Source organism: Streptomyces sp. NPDC017993 (genome assembly GCF_044328065.1).
In the GTDB taxonomy this organism is placed as follows: domain Bacteria; phylum Actinomycetota; class Actinomycetes; order Streptomycetales; family Streptomycetaceae; genus Streptomyces.
The window spans coordinates 56,752-69,232 of sequence record NZ_JBIRGO010000017.1; the positions used below are offsets into that span (position 1 = coordinate 56,752).

Below are 12,481 nucleotides of genomic sequence, written 5' to 3' on the forward strand. Positions count from 1 at the left end.
AGGGCATAAGGGGACGAAATCCTGGGGATTTCCGGCCCGTCCGGTTGAGTAACCTGCGGTTCACATACGGGCAATGGATGAGAAACGGCTGGTTGCGAGAGTGCCGCAGTACGCCCGCACGCGTACCCGCACCTACCCGTATAAGAGGACCCCGTGACCTTCAAGGCCGAGTACATCTGGATCGACGGCACCCAGCCGACCGCCAAGCTCCGCTCCAAGACCAGGATCCTGGCCGACGGTGCCGAGCTGCCCCGCTGGGGCTTCGACGGATCCAGCACCAACCAGGCCGAAGGCCACTCCTCGGACCTCGTCCTGGAGCCGGTGTTCAGCTGCCCCGACCCGATCCGCGGCGGCAACCACCTCCTGGTGCTCTGTGAGGTCCTGCACACCGACCTGACGCCGCACCCCTCCAACACCCGCGCCCTGCTGCGCCCGGTGGCGGAGAAGTTCGCCGGCCAGGAGCCGATCTTCGGCATCGAGCAGGAGTACACCTTCCTCAAGGGCGACCGCCCGCTCGGCTTCCCCGAGGGCGGTGGCTTCCCCGCTCCGCAGGCCGACTACTACTGCGGCGTGGGCGCCGACGCCATCTTCGGCCGGGAGATCGTCGAGAAGCACCTCGACCTGTGCCTGGCGGCCGGTCTCGGCCTGTCCGGCATCAACGCCGAGGTCATGCCCGGCCAGTGGGAGTTCCAGGTCGGCGCGCTGGCGCCGCTGGAGGTCTCGGACCACATGTGGGTGGCGCGCTGGCTGCTGCACCGCGTGGCCGAGGAGTTCGGCGTCACCGCGTCGCTGGAGGCCAAGCCGGCCAAGGGCGACTGGAACGGCGCGGGCGCGCACTGCAACTTCTCCACCCGGGCGATGCGCGAGGGCTACGACGCCATCATCACCGCCTGCGAGGCGCTGGGCCAGGGCGACAAGCCGCTGGAGCACGTGCGCCAGTACGGCACCGGCATCGAGGACCGCCTGACCGGTGCCCACGAGACCGCCCCCTGGGACGCGTACTCATACGGCGCCTCCGACCGCGGCGCCTCGGTGCGCATCCCGTGGCAGGTCGAGGTGGAGAAGAAGGGCTACATCGAGGACCGTCGGCCGAACGCCAACGTCGACCCGTACGTGGTCACCCGGCTGATGGTGGACACCTGCTGCACCGAGCTGGCGCGACGCGAGCAGGTCTGACCCCTCGGGGCACAACGAAGCGCAGCACATGTGAAGGGGCCGGGCCGGCGAGGCCCGGCCCCTTCGTGCGCCCGGCAGGTGCCGCGCGCGCAGTACCGGTGCCGGATGTCAGTGGCAGCTGGCAGGCTGTACCCATGCTTGCGATCACCGTGAAGACCGAGACCGGGCCGGTCCTTGCCCGCCCCGCCGAGGGCGAACTCGCCGGTCTGCTGGGGCGGATCGGCGGTGCCGACGATCATTTCGTGGTGGTCGAGCGCGATCCCGAGGAGGAGCAGACGTTCCTCCAGACCTGGCGCGAGGGCGCGGGGCCGTTCACCGTGGAGTTCCGTGACGGCGCTCCCGACCGGCACTTCACCGCCGAGTCGACCGACACCGGCCAGGTCGTCGAGGTGTTCCTGGCCTGGGCCCGCGGCGCGGACTCCTGGCGCACGGCGTTCGACTGGCAGCCCGCGGACCTGGTCTCGACGCCCGGTCTGGATCCCGAGGTCCGCGCGGAGGCCGAGGAGCGGGCCCGTAAGGACATCAGGTCCGGTTTCTGGGGATTCCACGACGTCGCCCAGGGCGTCGTGGACGCCCGTGACCCCGAGGAGTCCCCGGTCTCGCTGGACGAGGCGCGGCGGATCGTCGCCGGCCTCTGGGAGGAACGCCTCGCCGAGCAGGCCCGCTGGCCCGAGGTGACCGAAGCGGACCTGGTCGCGCGGGCGTTCGCCGCGCTCGACAGCCAGGGGCTGACGGCCCGGATGAATTTCAGCTGCTGCGGCAACTGCGGGCTCGCCGAGATCGGTGCGGAGCGCGCCGAGGCCGACCACGGCTTCGCCTTCTTCCACTACCAGGACACCGACGCCGCCGCGGCGGGACACGGTCTCGCGGTGCGCTACGGCGCCTACGCCGATTCCGGCCGGGACCGGGCGGAGATCGGGCGGACGGTGGCGGCCGCGCTGTCCGGCGCCGGCCTGCCGGTGCAGTGGGACGGTGACCCCGACCAGGTCGTCCGGGTCGCGCCGCTGGAGTGGCACAAGCGGCTGCCGACGGGAGCCTGAGATGCCGCCGCACCCCGCACCGCGCTCCGGCGCGGCGCCCGCCGCTCGGCGGGTCCCCTGGATCACTCCGCTGTACGTCGGCGCCGTCCAGCTCCGTGCTTCGGCCACCGCGCGACTCCCCCGCCGGCAGCGCGTGGAGCTGCTGCGCGCGCACTCCACCAATGTCGCCAATCTGCGGGCCGGCCGGTGGCGGACGCTGGCCACCAGCGCGGTATTCGTCGAGGAACCCCTGCCCGCGCCGTACGCCGCCGCCCTGCTCGCCGCCCTCGGGACGGCCGAGGTGCGGTGGGGACCGGCGCGCGCGGCCGGCCTGTTCGCCGCCGGGCACCTGGGCGCCAGTCTGCTGGTGTACGCCGGCCTGCGCGGGCGGGTGCGCGCCGATCCGCCGGACGCGACCGCGCGGGCCGTCGACGTCGGGGCGAGCTACGGCTTCTGCGCCACGGTCGGCGCACTGGCCGCCACCGTCCCGCACCGCGGCGCGCGGGTCGCGGCGACGGCCGGTCTCCTGGCGCTGGGGATACGCCCCGTGCTGCGCCCCCGGCGGACCTTCACCGACGCCGGACATCTGGCGGCGGTCGTGCTCGGGGTGGCGGCGGGCGCGGTGCTCGGCGCGGGCGAGCCGTGGCGGGCGCCGGCCGGAGCCGGAACGGCGGGACCGCGGGGCCCGGTCCGGGCGGCGCGGGTGCGCAGGGCGGTGCGGTCGGCGCCCGCACGACGCTGACCGTCCGGGCGGCGGGGCCTGCAAACGGGCCGGCCGGACCGGCCGGCTCGCTCCCCGCCGGCGGACGGCAGGGCCACACCGTGTGATTCAAGCCAAGCCGGTACCTCGACGAGGGACAAGTCCCCGGCAGTCTGGTTGAATGGGGTCATGGCCAGCCTTACAGACACCGCGACGGGTCGCAGCGACCTCGAGCCTTTCTGGCCGTCCCGGCAGGCGCACGCTTTCGATCGTCTGTGTTGCCGCGCGCACTGAGCGCGGGCCCGCACACCCTTCTTCGACGCCGCTGACCGGCGTCCCCAGCCCTGCCCGCGCGCATGACGTCCCAGACGCCCCTCTGCGCGAAAGAGCTGACCCTGATGACGAACGTCCGTACGCTGCCTGCCGCTTCCGCGACGGCCACCCTCCCGCCCCTCCCCCACGCCCCCCGGCACCGATTGCGCGCCGTGACGCCGGACGAAGTACCGCCGGTCGCGGAGCTGTTGAACTCCGGCGCGACCTGGCTGCCGGCGCCTCAGCACAGCCTGCCCGTACTGCCCGGCCAGCCGCCGATGGTCGGCTACCTCGTGCTCGTCCCCGCCGAGTCGGCCGCCGCCCCGCGGCCGGTCCCGGAACCGGCGGCCGAGCCGACCGGTGACGCGATCATCGGCATCGACCCCGAACAGCGGACCGCGCAGGTCCAGGGCCGGCCGCTGGACCTGACCTACCTGGAGTTCGAGCTGCTGAGCCACCTCGTCGCGCGCCCCCACCGGGTGCACACCCGGGACCAGTTGGTGACCACGGTGTGGGGGTACGGCCATGTCGGCGACGGCCGCACCGTCGACGTCCATGTGGCCCGGCTGCGCCGCAAGTTGGGCGCCGAGCACCGGTCGTCGATCGTGACGGTGCGGCGGGTGGGCTACAAGTACGTGCCCAGCGCCTGAGGCGCAGGGGTTCAGACCCCCTCCTTCAGGCTCCCTTCCAGGCCCCCTTCCGCGAGGCCGGGTCGCGCGCCGGGGCCCGGCGGGAAGCTCTTCCCCGTCCGGCTCCGGCCCGCCCTGCACTCCCTGCGTGCCGCGGGCCGGTGCGGCAGCCCGCGTCGCCGCGCCCACGCCACTGCGCCGGCCACCGCCACTCCTGCCCCCGAAGCAAGGAGCAGTGCCTCGGCCGGCGAGTCGGTCAACGCCGCGCCCCCGAAGCCGCCGAGGGCCGTGCCGTACAGCGCCCACAGGCTCGCGCCCACCGTGTCCAGGACGACGAACCGGCGCAGCGGGAAGCGGACGCCGCCGGTGCAGAGCGCGGCGACCACCCGCCCGCCCGGGAGGAAGCGGCCGGCGATGACGAGGGTGGCGGCGTGCCGTTCGACCATCGCCCCGGCCTGCGCGTGCCGTGTCCGGCCGCGGGCGCCGCGCAGCAGCCGGGCGGTGGCCCGCGGGCCCGCGGAGCGGCCGACGGCGTAGCCGAGGCAGTCGCCGGCCAGGGCGCCCGCCGTCGCGACGACGGCGAGCAGGGCGAGCAGCGGCGGGTCCGGGCCGATGAGGACGGCGACCAGGACGAGGGTGGTCTCGCTGGGCATGAACGGCAGCAGGGCGTCGAGTCCGGAGACCAGCAGGACGATCAGCCACAGCCAGGGCGAACCGAGCATGCCCTGGAGCGGTTCGGCGAGCCGGTCCAGATGCTCAAACATGGTGCGGGGCCTGCGCCGGCGCGCGTAGGTGAGGTGACGTGCCGCACAGCGGCGCCTGAGGTGCCGGTGCCCGCTCCGGCGCGTGCCGGGTGGGCCGGGGCGGGCCGCCCATGACGGCCGTCCCGGCCAGCGCGGCCAGGGTCCTGCGGTCGTGTCCGGCGTCCTGTGCGGACAGCGGTGGGTGGGCGGTGACCCCGATCGTCAGCCCGCGTGCGGCGAGTGTGCGCCGCAGCGAGGAGGCGAAGGTGTCCTCGCCGCAGAAGGCGGCGACCGTGCTGGGCAGGCCGTGCTGGGTGTAGCCGAGCGTCACCGGCCGGACGGGGGCGCCCGCGTCGATCGCCGCCTGGAAGGTGGCCCGGCGGAAGGTGCCCTGGGCGCCCGTGCACCACGTGGTGGCCTGCGGGAAGACCGCCACCGACCGGCCGGACGCCAGTAGTTCGGTCAACTCATCTATGGCGTGCGGAAGTTCGCGGGGGTTTCCGCGGTCGATGAAGTGCGTACCGGCGCGGCGGGCCAGCCCGCCGACGACCGGCCAGCCGCCGACCTCGCGCTTCGCCAGGAGGGTCACCGGCTCGACGGCCAGCAGCGCGGGGATGTCGAGCCAGGAGATGTGGTTGACGACGATGAGGGTGCCGGGGCCGCCGGGGGCGGGGGTCCCGGCGGCGGGCGCGGTCCCGCGCCGCGTCTCCCGCGTACGGGTGTCGGCCGCGGCCCGCAGCGCTCCGGCCGGACTCTCCAGGCGGATCCCGAGCGCGGTGAGCAGCGCGCGGGCGTGGGTGCGCAGCCGTACGGGGTCGGCCATCCGCTCACCGTCGGTCAGTGCGCGGCGCACGGCGTGCGCGAAGGCGGCGCAACGCCGGGCGGTGACGGTGGCGGGTACGCGCCGCACGGCGTGGGTGGCGCAGGCCGGGGTGCAGGCGGACCAGACGTCCCAGGCGCCGTTCACCGGTCCCCCAGGAAGTAGCGGCGGTAGCGCTCGCCGAGCCGTTCCATGTCCAGCAGCACGAAGAAGTCGGCGACGTCGAACTCGGGGTCGTGGGCGGGCGCGCCGCAGATCCACGCGCCGATCCGCAGGTAGCCGCGCAGCAGCGGGGGCAGCAGTGCGGCGCGGGGGCGGTCCGGCACCGGGACGCTCGGCCGCCAGGGGTGGTGCGGGGTGATCTGCAGCTCGGGGGGCGCGGCGTAGCGGGTCCTGCCCAGTTCCCAGGCGTGCGCGGCCGCGGTGCCGCCGTCGCCGAGCGGGACGGAGGCGCAGCCTGCCAGATAGCGGTGGCCGGAGAGCAGGGTGTAGCGGGCGAGGGCCGCCCACATCTGGTTGATGACGGCGCCTCCCCGGTGGTCGGGGTGCACGCAGGAGCGGCCGGCCTCGATGAGGGAGGAGCGCAGCGGGTCCAGCGCGGTGAGGTCGAACTCGCCGTCGGAGTAGAGCCGTGGGCTGCGGCCCGGCGGCAGGAGCCGGTAGGTGCCGACCACCTCGCCCGGCACGCGCGGGGTCGCGGTGGAGGTGGCGGTGGCGGTGGCCGTGGCCGTGGCCGTGACGATGAGATGGTCGGTGAGGTCGTCGAGGGCGTCGATGTCGTGCCCGGCAAGGGGTGAGTGCAGGTGGGCGCCCATCTCCTCGCCGAAGACGCGGTGACGCAGGCGCTGGGCGGCTCGTATCTGTTCCTGGCTGTCGGCGAGGGCGACGGCGTAACCGGGCGCGTCGGCCGGATCGGTGGCGGGCGGGGCGGCAGGCGGTCCGGGCGGGGCGGTGCCTTCGGTGACGGGGGCGGTGGTGGGTGTGGGGACGGCGGCGGACGCGGTCGATGCCATGCTCATGCGAGCTCTCCATGGGGAGTGGGGAGGCCGGTGGGGTCGACGGGCGGTGAGCCAAGAGCCGCGTGGGACAGCGCGCGGCAGGGGTCGGTGCGGACCGGAGCGGCAGAGCCGGGCGCACCCGCCGGTACGGACGGCCGCCCTGCGTACCGGGCGGCCTCCGGCGGACCGTTCCCGGACCGCTGTGACGTGCTGCGGGGTGCCCTCCTACCGGAGGAGCAGCCCCATGACCTGGCGTTCTCTACCTGCCAGACTGTTCCCGTGCCGGACGGCCGGGCGCGTGAAGCCCAGGGAGCGTACGGATGAGGGTCCGCAGAACACTGGTCGCCGTGGCCCGGCGCCGGGCCACGTAGGGCCGGGCCGTACGGGGCCGAAGGCCAGGCGAAATGCCCCACTCCGGCCGCGCGGGGCGCCGAGGCGGGCGGGTGCGGGCCGCCCTGGCCTACTTGGAGCGGGGCTGACGGCCCGTTAGCGTGCTCCCGCACGGTTCTGTTGTTTCTGCCGAGCAGTGGGGGCACACGTGAGCCAACCGTCACGACGCGCGCTGTTGGGGGCCGCCGGAGCGATCGGCGCCGGAGCTGCGCTGGGCGGGGCGGCTCCGGCCTCCGCGGCCGGGCACTCGGGCCACCGGCCGGGACGGGCGGCCACCTTCGACACCGCACCGGCGCGAGCGGCGCTGCGCAGGCTGCTGCCCCGCCATGCGGACCAGTTCGTCCTGGAGCCGCTCGCGGCGGACGGTGGCACCGAGCGCTTCCGGGTCGACGGCGGCACAGGACGCATCAGGGTCGCGGGGACCAGCCCGGCGGTGCTGCTGACCGGCGTGAACTGGTATCTGCGGTACACCTGCCGGGCCCAGCTGACCTGGGCGGGCGATCAGCTCGACCTGCCCGCCCGGCTGCCCGCCCCGGCCGCGCCCCTGGAGCGGTCCACCGCGCTGCCGCACCGCTTCGCGCTCAACGACACCCATGACGGCTACACGGCGCCGTACGCGGACTGGCCCCGCTGGGAGCGGATGATCGACATGCTGGCGCTGCGCGGCGTCAACGAGGTGCTGGTGACGCCCGGCTCGGAAGCCGTCTACCACCGGGTGCTGACCGCCTTCGGCTACACGGACGCCGAGGCCCGCGGCTGGATCCCCGCGCCGTCGCACCAGCCCTGGTGGCTGCTGCAGAACATGAGCGCGTACGGCGGCCCCACCTCCACCGAACTCATCGCCCGCCGCGCGGAGTTGGGCCGGAAAATCACCGACCGGCTGCGGGAGTTGGGCATGCACCCGGTGCTGCCAGGCTACTTCGGCACCGTCCCGGACGGCTTCGCCGACCGCAACCCCGGGGCGCGCACCGTTCCGCAGGGCACCTGGTCCGGGCTCAAGCGCCCCGACTGGCTGGATCCGCGCACCGAGGTCTTCGCCGACGTCGCCGCCGCTTTCTACCACCACCAGCACCAACTGCTGGGCCCGGCACAGCACTTCAAGATGGATCTGCTGCACGAGGGCGGCAACCCCGGCGACGTGCCGGTGCCGGATGCCGCCCGCGCCGTCGAGCGGGCCCTGCGCACCGCCCGCCCCGGCGCGACCTGGGTGATCCTGGGCTGGCAGGAGAACCCGCGGCGCGATCTGCTGGACGCCGTCGACCACGACCGGATGCTGATCGTGGACGGGCTGAGCGATCTCGACACGGTCACCGACCGGGAGCGGGACTGGGGCGGGGTGCCGTACGCCTTCGGCACCATCCCCAACTTCGGCGGCCGCACCACCATCGGCGCCAAGACCCATATGTGGGCCGAGCGGTTCACCGCGTGGCGCGACAAACCGGGCAGCACGCTCGTCGGCACCGCCTACATGCCGGAGGCCGCGGAACGCGACCCGGCGGCGTTCGAGCTGTTCGGCGAACTGGCCTGGCGGGAGCGGCCGGTGGACCGCGCCGCCTGGTTCGACGACTACGCCGACACCCGCTACGGCGGGCGCGACGCGCAGGCCCGCGCCGCCTTCGCCGCGCTGCGCACCAGCGCGTACGAGATCAGCAGCAAGGACGGCCGGCCGCACGACTCGGTCTTCGCCGCCCGCCCGAGCCTGGCCGCCCGCTCCGGCACCCGCTGGGCCACCCACACCCCGGCCTTCGACCCGGCGGTCTTCGATGGCGCCTTCGCCGCGCTGCTGACGGTCCGCCCGGCGCTGCGGGGCAGCGACGCCTACCGCTACGACCTGACCGATGCCGCCCGGCAGGCCCTCGCCAACCGCTCCTGGCAGCTGATCCCTCAGCTGGAGGACGCCTTTCGGCGGGCCGACCTGACGACCTTCCGGGCGCTGTCGGACCTGTGGCTGCGGCTGATGCGGCTGAGCGAGGAGGTCACCGGGGCGCACCGCGGGTTCCTGCTCGGGCCGTGGCTGGCCGACGCCAAGGCGATGGCGTCCGGCCCCGAGGAGGAGGCGCGGCTGGAGCACAGTGCCCGCGCGCTGATCACCACCTGGGCGGACCGGGTCACCGCCGACGGCGGTTCGCTCGCCAACTACGCCAACCGCGACTGGCACGGCCTGATCGGCGACGTCCATCTGCCGCAGTGGCAGGCGTACTTGGACGAGCTGGCGGACGCCCTGGCGGCGGGCCGGGCACCGAAGACGTTCGACTGGTACGCGACCGAGGAGCCCTGGACGCGCGAGCGCAAAAGCTACCCGCTGCGCCCGACGGCCGACGCCCACCGCACCGCGCGGCGGGTCCACGACACCCTCGCCGAGGCGCCCTACCAGGGAACCGTCACGGTCACCGCCGCACCGGAGGTGATGCCGCCGGGCGGCGAGGCCACCGTGACCGCGGCGCTGCGCAACGTCAACGGGCTGCGGTCGACCGGCCGCGTCGACTTCACGCTGACCGGCCCGGCGGCCACCCCCACGGGCCCGGTGTCCCTGCCGTCGATCCCGGCCGGCGGCAGCGGCGAGGCCCGCTGGCGCGTCGCGGCGCCGGCCGAGCCGCTGCGGGACCCGCTGCGGCCGCTGCCCTACGACCTCACCGTCGCCTACGGCCCGCGGGGCGAGCCGCGGGTCCGCACCACCCGTGACGGCACCCTGTTCGTGGCCGGGCCACTGGACCCGGAGCTGCGGACCGCCACCACCAACGCGGCGGTATTCGGCCAGCTGGACGACCGCTTCGCCGTCGACGGCGGCGGGTCCGACCTGTGGAAGACCACCGCCGAATTCGGCACCGTCTACCGCGCGGGCGCCCTCGCCCCGGGCGGGTCGGCGACGGCCGAGGTGACCCGGCAGGACGTCACCGGGCCCTGGGCCCGCGCGGGCCTCGTCGTCCGCAACCGCCTCGCCACGACCGCCACCGGCTCCCCCGACGGCCGGGGCTTCCTCAACCTCTCGGTGACGCCCGCCAACGGGGTGGTGCTCTCCTACGACTCCACCGGCGACGGCACCCTGGACACCTACCGCCGGATCACCGGCGTCACCGCACCGGTACTGCTCCGCCTGACACGCGGCGAGGACGCGGGGGGATCGGGTACGTACACCGGGGCGTGCTCCACCGATGACGGCGCCACCTGGCGGGACATCGCCACCGTCACCGTCCCCGGGGCCGCCGCCGAACAGGACACCGGCCTGCACCACTCCGCCGCCAACTCCGGTACGGGAGCGCGCGGGATGGCGGAGTTCCGCCGCTGGAAGGTCACCTGAGCACCGCGTACGCTGACCGGGACGGATCACGAGCGAGGGGATCACGGTATGAGTGCCGCAGCTGAGAAGGAGTGGCTCTACGCCCTCGACATCTCCGACGCCACCTGGCAGCGCGCCCCCGGCGACTCCGAGGAGGCGGTGGAGATCGCCTTCCTGGAGCGCGGGGCGGTGGCCATGCGCAACTCCAAGGACCCGGACGTGGTCCTGCGGTACACCGAGGCCGAGTGGCGCGCCTTCGTCCTCGGCGCGCGGGACGGCGAGTTCGACCTCCGCCGCTGAGACACGGGCTCCGCGACCGCGGCGGTGCGCCGCCCGGTCCGTGATGTCACCCGTGGGGCGGACCGGCGCCACGGGTGACCATCGCAGGATTCACTCGTTTCACCGAACGTGGAGCAGCAGCAGGCGACATCCCCGCGACCGGACCGCACCGCCCCCGACGGCTTCGGCGGTATCGAAGCCGGAGACGTCATCGACGTCGAACAGGCCGAGGCGGCGCTGGTCGAGCACTACCCCCGGCTGGTACGGCTGGCGTATCTCGTCCTGCCGCCCGAGGTGAGCCGCGGCCGGCGGGTGCTGACCGCCCACGCGGTGGTGCAGCGGAGCCTGCCGCGTCAGCGCACCTCCACCGCGGGCCTCGAACTCCCCGCGCAGCGCCGCGGCGCCCCCACGGACTGCGACCCCGGCTATGCCTTCGTACGGCTGCGGGTGCTGCGGTCGGCCCTCACCTCCGGACGGCCGCGCTGGCGGCTGCCCGCGATGCCGCCGCTGCTCCCCCAGGTGTGGGGGTTGCGGCTGTTCCCGCGGGCCGGCGGCGCCGATGAACTCGCCCTGGACCAGGCGCTTTCTGAGCTGTCCCGGCCGGGCCGGGCGGCGTTCGTGCTGCGTGAGCTGGAGCGGCTGGGCGCGCCGGAGACCCGGCGTCTGCTGGAGGCCGCCGGTGTGGTCGAAGCGCGGGAGGCGCTGGAGGAGGCGGACGCGGTCGTGGCCCCGGCGGGCAGCCGGGACCGGTCGCTGCTGGAGTCGGTGGAGTTCGACCCGTGCGCCCTGCAGGCCCGGCCGACGGATCTGATCCGGCGGCGCCAGCATGTCCGGGCGGTGCTGGCGGCGGGCGTGGCGGTGCTGGTGTGCGGGGCGTTGCTCGGGCTGCCGGGCGACGGCTGGGGCCCGGACGGCGCGGCCGCCCCGCCCTACGCGCAGAACGCCTCCGCCGAAGCGGCCCTGGATCCCGCCAAGTTGACGGTGACGACGGCGCAGGCGTGGCGGACGGCGGCGCGTCCGGACTTCTCGGCCTGGCCGGCCCGGGGCGACCGGCTCGGCGACAAGGCGCTGCTGCGACGGGCGCTCGCGGTGTGGGCCAGGCCGGGGGCCGGCGTGCCGGTCTCGGCGACGCCGGGCACGGCGACCGGCCCGCCGGCGGGACCGGCGCAACTGCTGTTCGCGGGGGTCGTCGACCATGCGGTCGTGGTGCTCTTCCACGACGGGCTGCGCGTGGTGCGCTACGCCGAGGCGGCGGACGCGGAAGGGCACAGCGACGGCTCGGGCGCGGGGCTGGACTTCGCGCGGACGGACGGTGCGCAGGCGGCGTCGGCGGGTGCGCTGGTGGTGAACCGCACGGAGGGCAACATCCGCTATCTGGCGGCCCCGTGGGTGCGGTCGGTGCGGCTGGTCGATCTGCTGAAGCCGACGGCCGCGAGCCAGGCGGTGGCCGTCGGCACGAGCGGGCTGACCGCCCCCGTCCCCCTGCCCCGCCCGGACCGGAAGTGCACGGCGTGGCCGGCGCTGCGGATGGGTGGCCACACCCTGACCGACCTCGGCGAGCTGACGCCGGCCCGGCTGACGTACGGCCCGCCGCGCTCGCCGGGCGGGGTGGGCACGCCGCAGGCCCGGACGGCCTGGGCGCGGACGGCCTGCCAGTTGGCGGCGGTGCGCGGGCAGGGCGTGCGAACCGTCAACTCCTGGGATTTCGCCCGCCAGCCGCTGCCCGGAAACGCCGGCGCCACGGGCGCCACGGGCGGCGCGGGCGATGCGGCGTGGGTGTGCACCCGGGCCGAGACCTGGCGCGGTGCGGGCAGCAGGACGATGGCGCAGTTCCAGGCGCCGTCGCCGAACGGGCAGCCGTACGCGCCGGGCGTGGTGGTGGCGCGCGCGGAGGGCGGTACGGCGTGCGGGCCGCGGGCTCCGCGGGTGCTGGCCGGGGTGCTGTGGAAGGCGGCGGGCGGACAGTGGTGGCTGCTGGCGGCGGGCAGCGAGCAGGTCACGTCGATCACCGCGACCGGCGGGGTCAAGGGCCGGGCGGACGGCCGGCTGCTGGCCGTGCGGGCCGAGGCCGGTGACCGGGCGGAGCTGGACGGTCTGCTGGGAGACGGCAAGAAGCTCGCCGCACTGCGCTGAGCGGG

At 75.2% G+C, this 12,481-nt stretch carries 10 protein-coding genes; 7 read left to right on the forward strand and 3 right to left on the reverse strand.

Features of this window, described 5'->3' with window-relative positions; translation table 11 throughout:
• Positions 1-153: 153 nt before the first annotated feature.
• From glnII to ACH4FH_RS27985, 4 genes are all read left to right on the forward strand, one after another.
• Entirely contained in the window at positions 154-1,176 is a 1,023-nt protein-coding gene (gene glnII, locus ACH4FH_RS27970; RefSeq protein WP_398558689.1) for a glutamine synthetase, read from the forward strand.
• 134 nt (positions 1,177-1,310) lie between these two features.
• Entirely contained in the window at positions 1,311-2,216 is a 906-nt protein-coding gene (locus ACH4FH_RS27975; RefSeq protein WP_398558690.1) for a DUF6891 domain-containing protein, read from the forward strand.
• A 1-nt stretch (position 2,217) separates the two neighbouring features.
• Positions 2,218-2,937 carry a rhomboid-like protein gene (locus ACH4FH_RS27980; RefSeq protein WP_398558691.1) on the forward strand — a complete coding sequence of 240 codons (720 nt, stop codon included), beginning with the start codon at positions 2,218-2,220 and terminating at the stop codon, positions 2,935-2,937.
• Between the two features lie 356 nt (positions 2,938-3,293).
• The gene (locus ACH4FH_RS27985; protein WP_398558692.1) at positions 3,294-3,857 is read left to right on the forward strand and encodes a winged helix-turn-helix domain-containing protein; all 564 of its coding nucleotides are present in this window, start codon (positions 3,294-3,296) and stop codon (positions 3,855-3,857) included.
• Positions 3,858-3,868: 11 nt separating this feature from the next.
• Here ACH4FH_RS27985 and ACH4FH_RS27990 read toward each other — a convergent pair whose 3' ends face one another.
• The 3 genes from ACH4FH_RS27990 to ACH4FH_RS28000 are packed head-to-tail and all read right to left on the reverse strand — an operon-like array spanning position 3,869 to position 6,418.
• Complete coding sequence (locus tag ACH4FH_RS27990) at positions 3,869-4,600, reverse strand: DedA family protein (protein WP_398558693.1); 732 nt, start codon at positions 4,598-4,600, stop codon at positions 3,869-3,871.
• Positions 4,593-5,546, reverse strand: a complete 954-nt coding sequence (locus tag ACH4FH_RS27995) for a lysophospholipid acyltransferase family protein (protein ID WP_398558694.1) — start codon at positions 5,544-5,546, stop codon at positions 4,593-4,595. Before ACH4FH_RS27995 ends, ACH4FH_RS27990 begins: the two co-directional genes overlap by 8 nt.
• Complete coding sequence (locus ACH4FH_RS28000; protein ID WP_398558695.1) at positions 5,543-6,418, reverse strand: GNAT family N-acetyltransferase; 876 nt, start codon at positions 6,416-6,418, stop codon at positions 5,543-5,545. The genes ACH4FH_RS27995 and ACH4FH_RS28000 overlap by 4 nt, the downstream gene beginning before the upstream one ends.
• 517 nt (positions 6,419-6,935) lie before the next feature.
• On the opposite strand from ACH4FH_RS28000, the gene ACH4FH_RS28005 reads away from it, so the two are divergent.
• From ACH4FH_RS28005 to ACH4FH_RS28015, 3 genes are all read left to right on the forward strand, one after another.
• Positions 6,936-10,085 (forward strand): alpha-N-acetylglucosaminidase TIM-barrel domain-containing protein, encoded by a 3,150-nt coding sequence (locus ACH4FH_RS28005; protein WP_398558696.1) that lies wholly within the window; start codon positions 6,936-6,938, stop codon positions 10,083-10,085.
• A gap of 48 nt (positions 10,086-10,133) precedes the next feature.
• Positions 10,134-10,364 (forward strand): DUF397 domain-containing protein, encoded by a 231-nt coding sequence (locus ACH4FH_RS28010; RefSeq protein WP_393892166.1) that lies wholly within the window; start codon positions 10,134-10,136, stop codon positions 10,362-10,364.
• A 108-nt stretch (positions 10,365-10,472) separates the two neighbouring features.
• Complete coding sequence (locus ACH4FH_RS28015) at positions 10,473-12,476, forward strand: hypothetical protein (RefSeq protein WP_398558697.1); 2,004 nt, start codon at positions 10,473-10,475, stop codon at positions 12,474-12,476.
• Positions 12,477-12,481 lie beyond the last annotated feature (5 nt).

Excerpts from the sequence above, each read along its gene's own strand:
- ACH4FH_RS27975 (WP_398558690.1), top strand. The coding sequence starts at position 1,311 with ATGCTTGCGATCACCGTGAAGACCGAGACCGGGCCGGTCCTTGCCCGC.
- ACH4FH_RS27980 (WP_398558691.1), top strand. The coding sequence starts at position 2,218 with ATGCCGCCGCACCCCGCACCGCGCTCCGGCGCGGCGCCCGCCGCTCGG.
- ACH4FH_RS27985 (WP_398558692.1), top strand. The coding sequence starts at position 3,294 with ATGACGAACGTCCGTACGCTGCCTGCCGCTTCCGCGACGGCCACCCTC.
- ACH4FH_RS27990 (WP_398558693.1), bottom strand. The coding sequence starts at position 4,600 with ATGTTTGAGCATCTGGACCGGCTCGCCGAACCGCTCCAGGGCATGCTC.
- ACH4FH_RS28000 (WP_398558695.1), bottom strand. The coding sequence starts at position 6,418 with ATGAGCATGGCATCGACCGCGTCCGCCGCCGTCCCCACACCCACCACC.
- ACH4FH_RS28010 (WP_393892166.1), top strand. The coding sequence starts at position 10,134 with ATGAGTGCCGCAGCTGAGAAGGAGTGGCTCTACGCCCTCGACATCTCC.